At 73.1% G+C, this 16,183-nt stretch carries 11 protein-coding genes; 4 read left to right on the plus strand and 7 right to left on the minus strand.

From position 1 onward, the window contains the following. Nucleotides 1-17: 17 nt before the first annotated feature. Nucleotides 18-989 (minus strand): TIGR03557 family F420-dependent LLM class oxidoreductase, encoded by a 972-nt coding sequence (locus ABFX81_RS35765; protein WP_086848723.1) that lies wholly within the window; start codon nt 987-989, stop codon nt 18-20. A 73-nt stretch (nt 990-1,062) separates the two neighbouring features. On the opposite strand from ABFX81_RS35765, the gene ABFX81_RS35770 reads away from it, so the two are divergent. Beyond that, the gene (locus ABFX81_RS35770) at nt 1,063-2,499 is read left to right on the plus strand and encodes a serine hydrolase (RefSeq protein ID WP_086848722.1); all 1,437 of its coding nucleotides are present in this window, start codon (nt 1,063-1,065) and stop codon (nt 2,497-2,499) included. Here ABFX81_RS35770 and ABFX81_RS35775 read toward each other — a convergent pair. The 3 genes from ABFX81_RS35775 to ABFX81_RS35785 all read right to left on the minus strand — a co-directional run bounded on the left by ABFX81_RS35775 (nt 2,491) and on the right by ABFX81_RS35785 (nt 7,009). Then, nucleotides 2,491-4,152, minus strand: coding sequence for a serine/threonine protein kinase (locus ABFX81_RS35775; RefSeq protein ID WP_346139233.1), 1,662 nt, complete (start codon nt 4,150-4,152; stop codon nt 2,491-2,493). The two genes, ABFX81_RS35770 and ABFX81_RS35775, sit on opposite strands and share 9 nt — an antisense overlap. Before the next feature lie 350 nt (nt 4,153-4,502). Next, nucleotides 4,503-5,408: a polyprenyl synthetase family protein gene (locus ABFX81_RS35780; RefSeq protein ID WP_428837247.1), complete on the minus strand. Its 906-nt coding sequence runs from the start codon at nt 5,406-5,408 to the stop codon at nt 4,503-4,505. A 530-nt stretch (nt 5,409-5,938) separates the two neighbouring features. Beyond that, nucleotides 5,939-7,009: a tetratricopeptide repeat protein gene (locus ABFX81_RS35785; protein WP_086855303.1), complete on the minus strand. Its 1,071-nt coding sequence runs from the start codon at nt 7,007-7,009 to the stop codon at nt 5,939-5,941. A gap of 625 nt (nt 7,010-7,634) precedes the next feature. Between ABFX81_RS35785 and ABFX81_RS35790 the strand changes: the two genes are divergently transcribed. Next, nucleotides 7,635-8,540: a hypothetical protein gene (locus ABFX81_RS35790; RefSeq protein ID WP_086855302.1), complete on the plus strand. Its 906-nt coding sequence runs from the start codon at nt 7,635-7,637 to the stop codon at nt 8,538-8,540. 73 nt (nt 8,541-8,613) lie between these two features. After that, nucleotides 8,614-9,096, plus strand: coding sequence for a hypothetical protein (locus ABFX81_RS35795; protein WP_086855301.1), 483 nt, complete (start codon nt 8,614-8,616; stop codon nt 9,094-9,096). Between the two features lie 283 nt (nt 9,097-9,379). On the opposite strand, the gene ABFX81_RS35800 is transcribed toward ABFX81_RS35795, so the two are convergent. Beyond that, a complete protein-coding gene (locus tag ABFX81_RS35800; RefSeq protein ID WP_086855300.1) occupies nt 9,380-10,057 on the minus strand; it encodes an AIM24 family protein in 678 nt (225 codons plus the stop codon). 76 nt (nt 10,058-10,133) lie between these two features. Next, nucleotides 10,134-11,588, minus strand: a complete 1,455-nt coding sequence (locus ABFX81_RS35805; RefSeq protein ID WP_346139235.1) for a CAP domain-containing protein — start codon at nt 11,586-11,588, stop codon at nt 10,134-10,136. 324 nt (nt 11,589-11,912) lie between these two features. On the opposite strand from ABFX81_RS35805, the gene ABFX81_RS35810 reads away from it, so the two are divergent. Beyond that, nucleotides 11,913-13,157: a GDSL-type esterase/lipase family protein gene (locus ABFX81_RS35810; RefSeq protein ID WP_086849875.1), complete on the plus strand. Its 1,245-nt coding sequence runs from the start codon at nt 11,913-11,915 to the stop codon at nt 13,155-13,157. A 31-nt stretch (nt 13,158-13,188) separates the two neighbouring features. Here ABFX81_RS35810 and ABFX81_RS35815 read toward each other — a convergent pair whose 3' ends face one another. Then, a complete protein-coding gene (locus ABFX81_RS35815) occupies nt 13,189-16,125 on the minus strand; it encodes an AAA family ATPase (RefSeq protein WP_086849877.1) in 2,937 nt (978 codons plus the stop codon). Between the last annotated feature and the right edge of the window lie 58 nt (nt 16,126-16,183).

Below are 16,183 nucleotides of genomic sequence, written 5' to 3' on the forward strand. Positions count from 1 at the left end.
CCGGACGGGGGAGGACCTCAGCCGAACGCGTCGCGCAGGGCCGGCAGCAGGGTCTTCTCCGACCAGTCCAGATACGCCGGCTGCGACTCGCCCCCGATCTGGACCAGGGCGATCTCGGTGAAACCGGCCTCGGCGTACGGGCGGACGGCCTCGACGAACGCGTCCGGGTCGTCGCCGCACGGGATGGAGTCGGCGACATCGTCGGGGGTGACGAACTGGGTCGCCGCCTCGAAGGAATCCGGATGCGGCAGCTCCGAGTTGACCTTCCAGCCGCTGCCGAACCAGCGGAACTGGGAGTGGGCCCGCTTGATGGCCGTATCCCGGTCGGGGTCGTAGCAGACCGGCAACTGGCCCACGCGGGGCTTGCCCTCGCCGCCGTGCCGGTCGAACGCCTCCAGCAGCCCCGCCTTGGGCTCCGTGGCGATCACCAGATCGCCCAGCCGGCCCGCGAGTTCGCACGACCGCTCCCCGGAGACGGCGATGCCGATGGGCGGCGCCTCGTCCGGCAGGTCCCACAGCCGGGCCGACTCCACGTCGAAGTGCGTGCCGCGATGGTTGACGTGGCCGCCCTTGAAGAGGGCGCGGATGATCTCCACGGCCTCCTCGAACATCTCGTGCCGGACGTCGACGGACGGCCAGCCGCCGCCCACCACGTGCTCGTTGAGGTTCTCGCCGGAGCCGAGCCCCAGCCGGAACCGGCCCTCGGACAGCAACTGGACCGTCGCCGCCTTCTGCGCCACCACCGCCGGGTGGTAGCGGAACGTCGGGCACGTCACGTACGTCATCAGCGGGATACGTGACGTGGCCTGGGCAGCCGCACCGAGCACCGCCCAGGCGTAGGGCGAGTGTCCCTGCGAGCGCAGCCACGGGAAGTAGTGGTCGGAGGTCACCGAGAAGTCAAAGCCCGCCTCCTCGGCCCGAACCACATGGTCGACGAGCTCTCGGGGGCCGGCCTGCTCGGTCATCATCGTGTATCCGATTTGCACCATAACCGCCGGGTCCCCTGACAACGGGCGTGAAAACTGCTCGATCAAGGTCCCCCGGCGGGGGCAGGATGCCCCCATGAGTGCCTCCTCTCTGCCTGCGGACAGCCCCGCCGCCCAGGGCGTCGACGCGTCCGGCGTCCACGCCTTCCTCGACGCCCTCGAAGCGGCCCCCGAGATCGAGCCGCACAGCCTGATGATCATGCGGCACGGCAGGCTGATCGCCTCCGGCTGGTGGGCGCCGTACACCCCCGACCGCCCCCACCTGCTGTATTCGCTCAGCAAGAGCTTCACCGGGACGGCCGCCGCCCTGGCCGAGGCGGAGGGACTGCTCGACTTCGACGCGCCGGTGATCTCGTACTTCCCGGAGCTCGAGGCCGAGATCACCGACCCGCGCAGCCGGGCCATGCTCGTACGGCACGTGGCGTCCATGTCGAGCGGCCACGAGCGGGAGACCGTCGACGAGGTCTACGGGCTGGACAAGGAGGAGCCCGTGCGCGGGTTCCTGCTGCTGCCGCCGGACCGCGATCCGGGCACCGTCTTCGCCTACAACCAGCCGGCCACCTACACCCTCGCCGCGATCGTCCAGCGGGTGACCGGGCAGCCGCTCACCGCGTATCTGCGCCCGCGGCTGCTGGACCCGCTCGGCATCGGAGAGGTGTTCTGGCAGCGGGACCGCGCCGGCCGCGAGATCGGCTACAGCGGTCTGCACGCCACCACCGACGCCGTCGCCCGGCTCGGCGAGCTCTACCTGCGCGACGGGGTGTGGGAGGGCGAGCGGCTGCTGCCCGAAGGATGGGTGGCCCGGGCCACGCGCCCGCGGATACCGACCGCCGGAGCCATGGGTGACGCGGAGCGGCAGGACTGGGACCGGGGCTACGGCTACCAGTTCTGGACCTCCCGGCACGGCTACCGGGGCGACGGCGCGTACGGCCAGTTCTGCCTGGTGCTGCCCGAGCACGACGTGGTGATCGCGACGACCGCGGCGACCGAACGGATGCAGGACTACCTCAACCTCGTCTGGCGGCACCTGCTGCCCGCCTTCGGACCCGAGCCGCTGTCAGGGAGGGACGCCGCGGACGAGGCCCTGCGGGAGCGCCTCGCCGGGCTGGCGCTGCCGCCCGCACCGGGCAGGCCGGCACCGCCGGACCGGGCGGAGGAATGGGCGGCCGCCGAGTTCAGGACCTCCGAGAGGGGCGGTCCCGCTCTGTCGGCCGGGCTCGTACCGGGCGCGGACGGCGGCTGGACGCTCGCGCTCACCGAGGGCGAGAACCGGCTGGACCTGCGGATCGCGGCGGAGAGCTGGACGGTGGCGGAGAAGCCGCTCCCGACCGCGGTGAGCGGCGGATGGACGGACTCCGGCACGCTGGCCGTGGAGGTGGCCTTCCTGGAGACCCCGCACCGCCTCGCGCTGACGTGCTCCCTCGCGGACCGTACGCTCACCGCGACCTGGCGCACGCGGCCTCTCGGCGGCGGTCGGCTCACCTCCCTGCGCGCCCCGCGCGGCTCAGTCTGAACCCGGCCGGAACGTCTTCAGCAAGGTCCGCAGCGCCTCCTGGTTCGCCTTGTCCTCCCAGTCGTCGTCCGGGGTCGTCCAGCGCAGCGAGAAGCTCCGGCCCTCGCCCAGCAGGAAGCCCCGGCCGAAGGTGTGCACCCGGGTGCCGTCGACGTCCGCCGTCCACTCCATGTCGGCGGCCTCGCGTCCCTGGTACGTCGTGGCGCGGATCTCGCCGATGCGCCGGTAGTCGCCGGACTGCTCCAGGTTGGGTTCGACTTCGTCCCGCCACACGGCCACGGGATCCGGGCCCACGCGTTTGCTGTAGGTGACGGCCAGCGTGCGGTCGTCACCGTCGGCACCGAAGGTCACGCGGTACCGCAGATCGCCCTGGCGATCGGTGTCCAGTGGCTCCCAGCCCGCGGGGAGCGCGACGGAGAAGCCCTCCGGCGCGCGGTAGGTCCGGAAACCGGGCGGCAGGCCCGTGCCCGGGGCGGACGGCGTGGGCGTCGGGGTGGGGGTGGGCTTGGGTTCGGGGGACGACGGAGAGGGCGTGGGGGAGGCGGAGCCGGACTTGCCGGGTGGCTCGGACGGCTCGGGGCTGCCGCCGCCGGTGCCCTCGCCCGGTGTGGCGGCGGAGGCCGGTGGCCGGGCCGGGGACTCCGCCGCGTCGCTGCCCGAGTCGCCGCCGGGCAGCCCCTGGGTCGCGGCGAGTACGGCGACCGCGACGGTGACCACGGCCAGGGTGGTGCCGGCGACCATGGTCCGTCTGCTCCACGCCGGACCCCCCGGCCGCATCGCGGCGTACGCGCCGCGCAGCCTCGGCGCGGGCACCGCCCCCATGGCCGCTTCCGGGTCCTCGCTGAGCGCGCGGGTCAGTGCCTCCCGGACCACCGGGCGGGTGAGCCGTTCCCGCGCGTCCTTGCGGAGCAGCCCCTGCACGACCTGCGTGAGCGGCCCGGCACGCACCGGCGTGCGCAGCGGCAGCCGGTCCACGGCCTTCAGGGTGTTCTCCGGCCGGCCCCGGTCCCGGAAGGGCGGGCGGCCCTCGACCATCGTGTAGAGGATCGCCCCGAGCGCCCACAGATCGGCCACGGGCCCGATGTGCTGGTCGCGGGCCTGCTCCGGGGAGGCGAACGCGGGTGCCGTGAGCCGGGGCGCGAGGGTCGCGCCGACCAGACCGTAGCCGGTGACGACGACTGATTGGTCCTCGCGTACGAACACCTGGCCGGGGCTGAGCTCGCCGTGCGTGACGCCCTCGGCGTGCGCGGCGTCCAGCACGTCGAGCACCTCCAGGCCGATACGGGCGGCCCGCACGTAGTTGAACGTGCCCTGCTCCGAGAGGAGTTCGCCGAGCGGGGTGCCGTCGATCCACTCGGTGACCGTCCACAGGGTGCCGGCGTCCTCGATGGCGTCGATGACCGTGGCGATCCGGCCGGGGCACAGCAGCGCCATGCGTTCGGACGTGCGCAGCAGGCGGCCGGCGGTCCGGCGCTCGGTCTCGTAGGTGTCGTCCGGGAGCCCGATCTGCGTGACGAGACACGGGCGGGAGACCTCGCCGGCACCGATGTCCTCGGCGTACCAGCAGATGCGGTTGGTCTCGCGCTGGATGATCTCGAGCAGCCGGTACCGGCCGGCCACCAACTGGTGTGTGGAGACGTGCGCCCTGCCCATGGCCATCCCTCGCTGGAAATCTGGCTCTCACCTTTTCCAGAGGTACGGGGCATGGACCGTGTTGCGTTCAACTGGATCGCAACTCCGGGTTCATTCTTGTCTTTTATTCAAGAGAGGGGGTCAAGTGTGCGAGAGAAAACGGTCTTTCGCGGGCTCGGGAGCGGCTCACCTCGGTCGCCCGGGGCCGCGGAGGCTGTCGCCGCGGCCGCGGAGAATTCTTCTCCGCGGCCCGCGGATTCCCCAATCCCCGGCCGGCCTGCTGGTAACCGACGGTAAATGCGAAGGTGTCCACCGGCTGAACTCGACACCCCTCCGATGAATTCGCCGACGGATTCCCGAGCGCGGTCGGCTCAGACGTCGCGCCGTACCAGGAAGCCCAGCAGCGACCGCAGTTCACCGAGGGCTCTCGCCTCCAGCGGCACCCCGGCGAGCGCCGTGTCGACGGCGGCGAGGTGACGCCGGGCCTCCGTCATGGCCGCCGCACGGGCGCCCGCCCGCTCGATCAGCTCCGCCGCCGCACCGGGATCGTCGCCTGCCTCCAGGAGCGCGGCGAGCCGGTCGCCTCGCGCCGAGCCGAGCGCGACCAGCACCGGGAACGTCTTCTTGCGCTCCCGCAGATCACCGTGGACCGGCTTGCCGGTGACCTGCGGATCGCCCCAGATGCCCAGCACGTCGTCGACGATCTGGAAGGCGATCCCGAGGTGCCGGCCCACCCGGTCGAGTGCGGCGGCCGTCTCGGGAGCGGCACCGCCGAGCACGGCACCCAGCGCGGCCGCGCAGCCCAGCAGAGAGCCCGTCTTGTGCTCGGCCATCGCCCGGTACTCGTCCGGCCGGACCCGCTCCGGTCCGGTCCAGGGGCGGTCGGCGAACAGCAGGTCGTCCGCCTGCCCGCGCACCAGGTCGCCCAGCGCCACGGACAGCGTCCGCACGGCCGCGGCACCGCCCGGCTGCACGGCGAGCGTCTCGACGGCCAGCGCGAACAGGGCGTCGCCCGCCAGGACCGCGGGACCCGTGCCGTAGGCCTTCCACACGGCCGGGCGACGGCGCCGGTCCGCGTCACCGTCCATGATGTCGTCGTGCAGCAGGGAGAAGGCGTGCACCAGCTCCACCGCGACCGCCGCTGCCACCCCGTCCCGCCCGGACGCACCGGCCGCCTCGGCACCGAGCACCGCGAGCGCCTGCCGTACGCCCTTGCCGCCCGGGGCGGCGGCCGCGGCACCGCCCACCTCGCACCAGCCGAAGGAGTAGGCGGCCATCTCACCGACCCAGGGGTGCAGCCGCCCGACGGCTTCGGCGAGGGCGGGGCGTACGAGGGTGCGGCAGCGGTGGAGGATCTGGTGGGGGCCGGCAAGGGGGTCGGGCGCGGCCGAGTGGCCGGGGCCGCGTGAGGGGTGGGAGCCCGGTGCGTGGCCGGGGGCGCTCGCGTGGTCGGAACTGCCCGAGGGGCTGGAGACGTATGGGTGGCCGGAAGCGCCCGTGTCGTGGGAAGCGCGTGCGTGGTCGGCAGCGACCGAGCGGCTGGGGACGACTGCCTGGCCGAGGGTGCCTGGCTGCCTGGAGTCGCCCGTGCGGCTGGCGCCGCCTGCATTGCCGGGGCCGGCAGCGCGGTCGACATCGTCCGAGGGGCCGAGCCGACCCGCGTGGATCAGGCTGCCCGCATGAAGGTCGGTCGCTCGAAGGCCGGCCGCATGAGGGCCGCCCGCCCGGCGGCCGTCCACGTGCTCCTGCCCCTCGTCATGCCCGCCCCCGGCGCGCCGGGCCGCATCTACCGCCGTGGAGGAGGACGTCACCGTGCCACCTCCGCCGCCGGCCTCGCCTCGACGAGCCCGGCGTCCGGTATGCCGAGTTCGTCGTACGCGCGAGCCACCATCTCGCGGGAGTGCTGGAGGCCGATCCGCTCCAGCGTGCCGGCGAGCTCGGACAGTTCGGCCGCCGTCTCGGCGCGGTCGCGGCCCAGCCGGGCCAGGGACTTGGCGAGGCCCAGCCGCGACAGCGCCTCTCCGCGCGGCTCGCTCATCTCGCGGAACTCCGCGAGGGCCTGCTCGTACAGGGCGCGCGCCTCGGCGTAACGCCCGGCCCGGTACAGGACGTTGCCGCGCATCTTGTGGTTGTAGGCCAGCGCGCTGGACAGCCGCATCGCTCGGCACGTCGTCTCCGCCTCGCTCAGCAGCTCCAGCGCCCGCCCGGTGTCCCCGTCCCGCACCGACACGACGTCGGCCAGACCGCGCAACGCCCAGGCGTGACCGCGCCGGTCGTCGGCGCGCGCGGCGATCTCGGCGGACTCCTCGAACAGGGCGTACGCGGTGTCGTAGTCGCCGGTGTTGCGGTGCATCTGCGCGATGCCCTCCAGCGCCCACACCGTGTGCCGCGCCTCCCCGCGCCGCCGGGCCTCGGCGAGCAGCTGCTCGTGCAGCCGGCCGACGGCCTCGTAGTCGCCCTGGATGCGTCCGGTCTCCGCCAGACCCGCCAGCGAGTAGCCGCGTACGACGATGTCCCCGCCCCGTTCGCCCAGGTCCGCCGCGAGCTGGAGCAGCCGGCGGGCCAGCCGGAACGCCCCGCGCTGCCGGGCCAGCGTGCCGCCGCTCCACAGCGCCCAGGCCATCGCCGCGACGTCCCCGGCCCGGCGGGCGGCCCGGTAACTCGCCTTCCACGCCCGGTCCGCGTCCTCGACCCGGCCCAGCCGGCGGTGCGCCTCGGCCACCGCCAGTCCGGAACGCGCCGCCTCCCCGGGCTTCCCCGCGCGCTCGGCCGCCCTCAACTGCTCGGTGCCGGCGGCCAGGACGTCGGTCAGGGAGGAGTTGACGGAGAGGGTGGTGAGCGCGCCCTGGTACTCCGGGGCGAATGCCTTGCCGTACATCGATGCCTTTCGGTCCGTATACGCACCATGTATACACAGTGCGTATACATAGAGTGTATAGAAAGGTGGAATTCTGCCCTGGCCACCTAGTGCCAGGGCATCACCTGCTGCGGATCAAGACGTCGACCGCCCGGACGGGGTTGCCTGTGAGGCGCAGATCACCGTGGGGGTCTCCTCTGGGCCTTTTCCGGGCGATGACGTGACCGCCCCGTGTCCGGGGCGTGGATGTGCGCATGGGGCGGGGCGATCCGACTGATGCCGAGAGGGAACGGCTACGGCCGATCCTGCCGGTCGGCAATGGGCGTTGTGGCCCGTGGGACCGTCTTGGGCGCGAACATGGCGCCGGTTCATAGGGAGTACCCAGCTGCGGGTGACCGCGATCGCCCAGTGCGACCGGTCCAGTTCTCCGCGCGAGCCCAGTTCGTCGAAGATGATCGGACTCGCTGCGGGCCCTGACACCTGTCAGGGCCGGTTGGGGCCGGCGGCCCTCTAGGTTCCTGTGAGCACCATCTCTGTCAACGAGGAACAGCCCGATCTCGCAGAGGATCCCTCCGCACGCGCTCCCCGCTGTTCCTGTCTCTGCCCCTCCCCGCTTCCTCGTTCACACCCAACGCGAGAGGACGTCATGCGCAAGGCAGTGATCAGCCTGCTCCTTGTGTCGGCCGTCATCACCGGCTGTGACAGCGCCGAGCACCCTCCGGCGAAAGCGGGGCCTCCGTCAACCGGAGGAGCCCGGCAACTGACCGATGCCGAGCAGCTGCGCATCTCGGACGCACAGCAACGGCTGATCGGCGCGTGCATGAGACGCCAGGGTTTCGAGTTCTGGGAGGCCGCGCGGCTCAGCCTGGAGGAAAGCCGCACGCTCGGCTATGTGCTGGACGATGTCGCCTGGGCCCGCAAGTACGGGTACGGCAGCCGCCTCCAGGCCAAGGATGCCGCCGCCCGGGCTGCCAACCCCAACCTCGCCTACCGCAAGCGGCTCTCCGAGCAGCGGCGCCAGGCCTACGACGAGGCTCTGGACGGCGGGGTCGACGTGCCGGTCATGACCGTCGAGATCCCCGGTGGCGGGAGCGTGCGCAAACAGATGGGGGGTTGCGTGGCCGAATCCGAGAAGAAGCTGTACGGGGATCCCCGGGAGTGGTTCCGCACGGAGAAGACCGCCGGGCATCTCCGCGCGCTCTACGTGCCCCGGGTACTGGCCGACCAGCGGTTCTCGGCAGCGCAGAACGCCTGGTCGCGGTGTATGAAGCGGTCTGGCTACGACTACGAGGACCCGGGTGCCTCCCGCCAGTCGGCCGTCGCACAGTCCGACCGGGCGGCCGAGCCCAAGGTCTTCGAGGCCGAGCGGAAGCTCGCCGTGGCCGACGCCACCTGCGCCAAGGACACCGGCCTTCGCTCCATCGGCGAGGAGCGCGAGAGCCACTACGTCGCTCAGCTGCGCGACCGCTACGGGGAAGCCCTGGACACGTATTTCCGGTTGCAGCACCAAGCGCTCGACCGTGCCAAGGAGATCGTCGGCCCTCGGGCCTGACCACCCATCACCTCCGCGACCCGTTCGTGTAACCGCATGCCTCACCAGAGGCGGAGACAGCAAGGAGTACGTCATGCGCAGATCAGGCACAGCCGCCATCGTCATCGCCCTGGCATCCCTCGGGCTCATGGCACCGACCACCTCTGCCGCCGCGGCAGACGACAACCTCTGCGCGGCGAGATGGCCGGGCCGTGATGGCAATGTGCGGGCCTGGGTGGACTGGGGCTGTAACGGGGATCGGCCTCTCGGCGTGACGCCGGGAGATGATCGGAGCTGGGGTGATGACGTCGGCGCGTTTCAGAGGCCCGCCAACATAGTGGCGTCCTCCGTGATGAACAGCGGGTTCGTCGGGGGCAGGGACGTCGTCGCCTTCTACTACGACAAGGACTACCAGTATCAGAACGGATATGTCTGCCTCGCTCCGGGAGAGAAGTGGGCCGACAACCTCACGGACAACTACTTTTACAACAGGCCCGGGCAGGTGGTGAACGACCGCATCGGGTCTCACCGGTGGGTCACCGCTTCCGAGTGCGCGGCGGGCAGCTGGCTCACCTGACGGAGAGCGGTGCCTGATCCCGGCGCGGAGAGTTCGGTTCGCACGAGGGCCCGCCGGTTTCGGCGGGCCCTCGTGCGACGTCGTTCCGCGGCCCGATCTCCGGCCGAGCCCTGCGGGAGGTGTCATGTCCGACGAACCATGGTCCTGGTGCGTACCGCCCCCGCGGCGTCCGTCGGGATCTGGTCGGCGACGGAAGGAGGCTCGCCAGCCTCGAAGAGTTCCGCGAAGCTGCACCCGGCGAGAAGGCATTCCCCCTCGACCACAGCCTCTTCGGGATCGAAGTTCAGTGCTGACCGGCCTTCTGCGGTGTCGCCTCGCTCGGCCGCACGACGACGTGTCCCTCGCCCTGGAGCGCCAGTTGCACGGCCTCCCCGGAGCCGCCGCGCAGCATCGAGCCGACGGACTGGGAACGGTGCAGAGAGGTCTGGAGGCCCGCCGTCCAGCCGACGACCGCGTCGGTGTCGACGTACACCGGATACTGCGGCGAGACCGGGATGACCAGCGGATTGCCCTCGCACACCAGGCCCAGTCGGCCGTGCCCCGTGAAGACGCTGTTGAACAGGCCGCCGCCGGTGATGCCGGCGCCCTTCACGGTCGCGATGCGGTAGGACAACGTGGCGTCGAAGCACAGGACGTTACGGCCGTTGACCGTGAACTCGTCGCCGGGTTCGACTTCGACGATGAAGCAGTTCTGCGCTTCATGGGCGAACCAGGCCTCGCCCTGTCCGCGTACGGCCATCAGCGGAAGTCCCTCCCCGGTGACCGCGCGCTTGAGCATGCCGCCCACGCCCTGGCCCTTGCGCTCGAACTGGAGGTTGCCGCGGTAGGCGATCATCGCGCCCTGTCGGGCGAGCATCTCGCCGTTCACCGTGTAGCGGAGGCACTTGGCGTTCTCGACCGTCATACCCGGTGCGACGGCCGGCTGCGCCATGTGCCTGCTGGAAAAGAGGTCACCCTTCATACGCGCATCCTCGCCCGGAGCATTCCCCTCCGCCAAGATCGGGGCAGGTGACGGCAGGGCGCGCGGTGGTGCGGTGTCAGCCGCCGAAGAGTTGCGTCCAGTACGTTCCCGCCCTGCCGCCGCCCGCGAAGCCGACCCCGAGGTGCGTGAAGCCGGGCTTGAGGATGTTGGCCCGGTGGCCCGGGCTGTTCATCCAGCCCTCCACCACTTCGGCGGGGGAGCGCTGGCCGCAGGCTATGTTCTCTCCGATGGAGAGCCGGGTGGAGCCCGCGGCCGCTGCCCTGTCCCAGGGCCGGCTGCCGTCGGGCGCGGTGTGCGAGTAGAAGGCGCGGGCCACCATGTCCGCGCTGTGCGCCTGGGCGGCGGCGGTGAGCAGGGGATCGGCGGCCAGGGGCGGGAGCCCGGCCCGGGCGCGCTCCCGGTTGGTGAGGTCGGTGACGGCCGCCGCCGCACCCGCCAGCCCGTCCGGTGTGAGGGGCCTCGCCCAGAGCGCCGTCCAGTACGTGTCGTCGGTGGGCCCGTCGTGGACGTGGGCCACTCCGGCGTGGGTGAAAGCCGGTTCGTGCAGGACGCGGCGGGCTCCGTCCGTGCGCAGGCAGTACGCGACGAACTCGGCTGTGCTGCGCGGGCCGGACACCAGGTGCTCGCCGACGGTGAGGTACGCGTACCCGGCGCCGACGACCCGCCGGTAGACGGAGACGCCGTCCCGGCTCTCGACACCGAGGCGTCCGGACGCGGCCATGGCGGCGGCGTGGGCCCGCGCCGCGGACACGAGCCGCGGGTCGAGCGAGACCGGTGGTGAACCGACGGCGGTACGGGCGGAGTTGACCAGGGCGGTGAAGCCGTCCGGGTCGGGGGCGGACGCTACGGAGGCAGCGGGGCCGGGGGAGGGGCCGGCGCCGGTTGCGCTCCCGGTCAGGCGCAACGCGGCCCGGGGCGGTGTCGGCGCGTGGGTGGGGGCGTGGGCCGTTCGCCGCGCGCCGCCGCCGGGGGAGCGCGGGCGTGCGGCCGGCCCACCGGCTGCCTGCGAGTCCGGCCCGGTCGCGGGCGGGTCGTCCACGACGTCGACGCCGAAGTCCCTGGCGAGTCCCGCCAGTCCGTCGGCGTACCCCTGGCCCAGGGCCCGCAGCTTCCAGCGGTCGCCGCGCCGGTAGAGCTCCGCGAGCAGCAGGACCGTCTCCTGGCGGGGATGCGGCGGGGTGAACCGGGCGAGCGGGCGGTCTCCCGCGTCGGTGACGTGCAGCGTGGGGGAGGGCAGGCGACCGAGGGCGGTTCCGGGCTCGGCGGGGCTGACGGCGACGGTGACCCGGGTGGCGCCGGCACGCAGCCTCGCCGGGTCCACGGTGAGCGCGTCACCCCGGAGCGTCGCTCCCGGCGTGGCCGGCTGGTTGTAGAAGACGAAGTCGCCGTCGTCCCGCACCTTTCCGCCGTCGTCCGTGACGAGCGCGGACACGTCGAACGGTCCGGGCACCCGGACGGTCACCGCCCCGCCCGGAAGCGGCAGATTGCCACCGGGGACCAACTCGTCCATCACGCCCCCCTGCTGTCGTCGTACCGGCCTCCCCGTGGGGACGCGGATGCCCGGACAACGGCCGTGGCGGCGCGGGGGTTCCCACGTCAGCCCCTGGGCACGGGTGATGCCCCTGGCGTCGGACGGCCCGTGCCCGGGTGACCAGACGAGTGGACGGCAGACCCGCCGAGGCCACCCTGCACGGCGTCGGGGGCCGCACCACTACCGTGTCGTACGCCGGGACGGCACGGAGTGTCCGACTCGCTCCCGGTGGCTCCGCGACGCTGCGGGATCTCGCCCCCTGACACCGCCCGCCCGTGCACACCGGCCGAAGGAGCGCCCTCGATGCCACGCACCGCCCGCCCCCGCGGCCGCACCGCCCTGGCCGCCCTCTCCTGCTGCCTGTCGCTGGGCTGCGGTTCCGGCGGCGCACCCCAGGGGGACGAGCCGGACCCGCCGGCCGGCGCGCCGACGGGGACCGGGTACGGCGTGGTCACCTGGGCCTCCTCCGCCGACCGCATCGGCGAGGCGGTCGACGGCCGCGGCTACCGGCTGGTCGTGCACACCAGCGTCGGCGGCACCGGCCTCAGGGTGCGGCTGTCCAACGCCTTCGGGGACCAGCCGGTGACGTTCGGCAACGTCCACGCGGGTCTCCAGCGTGACGGAGCCGCACTCGTCCCCGGCAGCAACCGGCGCCTGACCTTCGGCGGCGCGCGCTCCGTCACGGTCCCCGCCGGCGGCATCGTCTACAGCGACCCGCTGCCCGGCCACGTCCCCGCCGCGAGCAAGCTCGTGGTCAGCCTCTACGTCCCCCGGGCGGGAGGAGTGCTCACCGGGCACTGGATGGCGATGCAGACGTCGTACACCACCGCCGGCGACCACACCGCGGAGGAGAGCGGTGCCAACTGGGCGCAGCGGACCGGCTCCTGGTTCTACCTCGACGCCGTCACCGTGCGGCCCAGGCCCGCGGCGGGCGCCGTGGCCGCACTCGGCGACTCGATCACCGACGGCTGGCAGTCCACCACCGACCTCGACCGCCGCTGGCCCGACTACCTGGCCCGCCGGCTGCGCACATCCCCCGCGACGTCCGTCGAGGGAGTGGCCAACGCGGGCATCGCGGGCAACAAGGTCCTCACCGACGGCCCCGGACAGAGCGCCCTGAACCGCCTGTCGCGGGACGTCCTCTCGCTGCCCGGCCTGCGCACGGTGTTCCTCTTCCAGGGCGTCAACGACATCAAGGTTGAGCCCGGCGCCACGGCCGACCAGCTCATCGCCGGGTACCGCACGCTGGCCGAACGGGTGCACGCGGCCGGGAAGTGCGTCGTCGCCTCCACGATCGCCCCCTACAAGGGCTGGCGGGAATGGGACCCCGCCGGGGAAGCCGTGCGCCAGGAGGTCAACACCTTCATCCGCAGCAGCGGGGAGTTCGACGCGGTCACCGACTTCGACCGTGTCCTGCGCAGCCCTCACGACCCCGAGCGGATCCTCCCCGGCTTCGACGGCGGCGACCACCTGCACCCCAACGACAAGGGGATGCAGGCGATGGCCGACGCCGTCGATCTCGAGGGCCTCGACTGCGGAAGCCGTTAGCCCGCATGACGCCGCCCGGCTGGGCGGGTCGTCAGCCGGACGCCGACGGCTCCGGGGTGATCAGACCCTCCCGGTAGGCGATGGCCACCGCCTCGCCACGGCTCGACGCGCCCAGCTTGGCGAGGATGTTGGAGACGTGGACGCTCGCCGTCTTGCCGGTGATGAACAGCTCCTCGCCGATCTGCCGGTTGCTCCGGCCGAGCGCGAGCAGCCGCAGCACCTCCTGCTCGCGTGCGGTGAGCACCCCGGCGCGTTCGTCGGCGTCCGGCGTGTCCGCCAGGCGACCGCGCCGGACCAGGGCGTCCACCTGCTCCCGCAGCGGTGTGGCGCCGAGGCGGTCGGCGGTCTCCCGGACCTCGCGGGCCTCGGCGGCCGCCTCCTCGCGACGCCCGGCCGCGACCAGGGCCTCGGCGTACCGCAGCCGGCAGCGTGCCTCCTCGTAGACGTCGCCGAAGCCGAACGCCGTCAGCGCCTGAGACCAGGCCGCGGCGTCCGGCCCCGAGACGACTCGGATCCACTCCGCCTCGGCACGGGCCAGCCACGCCTGCCCCTCGGGGCCCTGCGGAGTGCCGTGCTCGGCGTGGGTGGCGGTGGCTCGCGCCAGTTCCACCAGTTCGGCCGCGGTGTCCGTCCAGCGGCGGGTCGTCGCCTCGTCGCCGGCCGACCGGGGCTCGGCGGCCGCGTCGGCCACCGCTGACAACGCCAGGGCGGCGAGCCGGACCGCGACGTCCGGGCGGGCCCCCGCCTCGTCGGTGAGGGCCGCGACCGTGGACCGCGTCCACCGCACCGCGTCCCCGGGATCACGGCGCAGCGCCGCGGCGTCGGTGAGCACGATGCCCGCGACCAGGGTGGCCATCCAGTCGAAGGGCCCCTCCAGCAGGGCACGCGCCCGGTCGGCGGCCGTCATGTCGCCCCGCGCCAGGGCGACATACAGCGCGGGACCGACCGTGTACGCGCCGGCGGCCGGCAGCAGCTCGGCATCGGCCGCCGCAGCCCGCACACACTCGTCCCAGCGGCCCAGCACATGGAGCACCACCAGCCGCAGGTACCGCATCTCCAGCGGATACGGGGACGACAGCAGCCCGGCGCGCCGGGCCCGGTCCAGGCCTTCCGTCAGCCAGGGCACGCACTCCGCCAGCGCACCGGACTCGTAGTAGCCCATGGCGAGGTTGAACAGGGCACGCAGTTCCACGGCCGCGTTGCCCGAACTCCGGGCCAGCTCCCGGGCCCGCAGCAGCCGCTCACGGCCCTCGGGGCCGCGCCGCCCGCCTCCGTCGAAGACGGCCAGGGAGATCAGCAGGTCCGCCTGGGCGTCGGCCATCCGCAGTTCCTCGGCCACGCTCAGGGCCCTCCGGGCGAGCCGCAGCGCGGTCTCGTTCCCTCCGACGTGGCGTGCGGCCATGGCGTGCGTGGCCGCCGCCCACACCCACGTACGCGACGGCGGATCCTCAGGGATCATCGCCAGGGCCTCGCTGCTGTAGGCGAACGCCGCCGTCAGGCTGTCCACGCTCAACAGGTTCCCGGCGAGGGTGTAGCGGACCCGGGCGGCGAGTTCGGAGTCGGCGTCCTGGCCGAGCTCCGCCAGCGCGGACCGCGCGAGGGAGACCGCCCGGTGCAGCTCCCCGGCGTGCGCGGCGGCCGCCGAGGCCCGCAAGGTCAGGGTCACACGGTCCACACCCCCACCCGAGGGCCGCGCCTCGGCACCCACCGCCGGCCACAGGTCGAGGGCCGCTTCGAGATGCCGCTGCTCCTCGGCCGGCGCGCCCACCCGCTGGGCGTGGTCGGCGGCTTCCAGGGAGGCGGTCAGCGCCTCGGCGAGGTCGTGGCTCTCCCGGTAGTGGTGGGCACGCTCGGCGGCGCTCTCCGCGGCCCGGCCCTGCCCGGCGAGCAGCCGGGCGAACGCGCCGTGCAGCCGCGCCCGCTCCCCGGGGAGCAGATCGGCGTAGACGGCCTCACGGGCGAGGGCGTGCCGGAAGGAGTAGGTGTCGTCGCCCCCGGCGACGAGCAGTTGCCGCCCCACCGCCTCGCGCAGCGCCGACTCCAGCTCCTCCTCGGGAAGCCCGACCGCCTCCCGCAGCAGCTCGTGTTCCACCCGGCGCCCGGCGACGGCCGCGGTCCGCAACACTTGCTGCGCGGTGTCGGACAGCTGCTCGAAGCGGATCAGCAGCACGTCGGCGAGCCCGCTGGGCACCCCGCCGGACTCCGTGTCCGTCGCCGCGAGCAACTCCTCCGCGTAGAAGGCGTTCCCCTCGGCCCGCTCCACGATCCGCCTCACCGTGGCCTCCGCCAGCGGACGCCGTTCGAGCTGACGCACCAGCCGGGCCACATCGGAATCGCCCAGCGGCCGCAGTTCCAGCCGCTCCACGGCGGGCAGCCGTATCAGCTCCGCGAGCAGCGGCCGCAGCGGATGGCGACGGTGCAGGTCGTCCGCCCGGTACGAGGCGAACACCGCCAGCCGGTGCCGCAGAACACCCCGGCCGAGCAGGAACCGCAGCAGATCCCGCGACGACTGGTCGGCCCAGTGCAGATCCTCCAGCACGAGCAACAGCGGCGCGACATCCGCCACATCGGCCAGCAGGCCCGCCATCCCCTCGAACAGCCGCAGCCGCCCGTCGACGTCCCGCGCGGAATCGCTCCCGGCCCCCAGCAGCCGCTCGACCACGGGATGGGCGGCCAGGGCGGAAGCGAACCGCTCGTCGGCGGCGAGCAGGCCCAGGATCTCGGTGAACGGCAGATAGGGCAGCCCGACGTCACCGAGATCCACGCAATGCCCGGTGACCACGGTCATGCCTGAAGCGGCGGCCCGCCCCCCGACCTCATCCAGAACCCGGGTCTTGCCCACTCCGGCGTCCCCGGCAATCAGTACGGCCCGCGCCTCACCTCCGCGCGCACGCTCCAGCATCCCGGAAAGCCGCGTGAGTTCGGCATCCCTCCCGACAACGGGCGTGTCAGATGAAGCCTGCGGCACAGAACCAACCTTCTCTTTTCAGGGGCGCGGGGAACTGCGCGATCAACCCCCGACAACC

The sequence above is a fragment of the Streptomyces coeruleofuscus genome (assembly GCF_039532725.1).
GTDB classification, from domain to species: Bacteria; Actinomycetota; Actinomycetes; order Streptomycetales; family Streptomycetaceae; genus Streptomyces; species Streptomyces coeruleofuscus.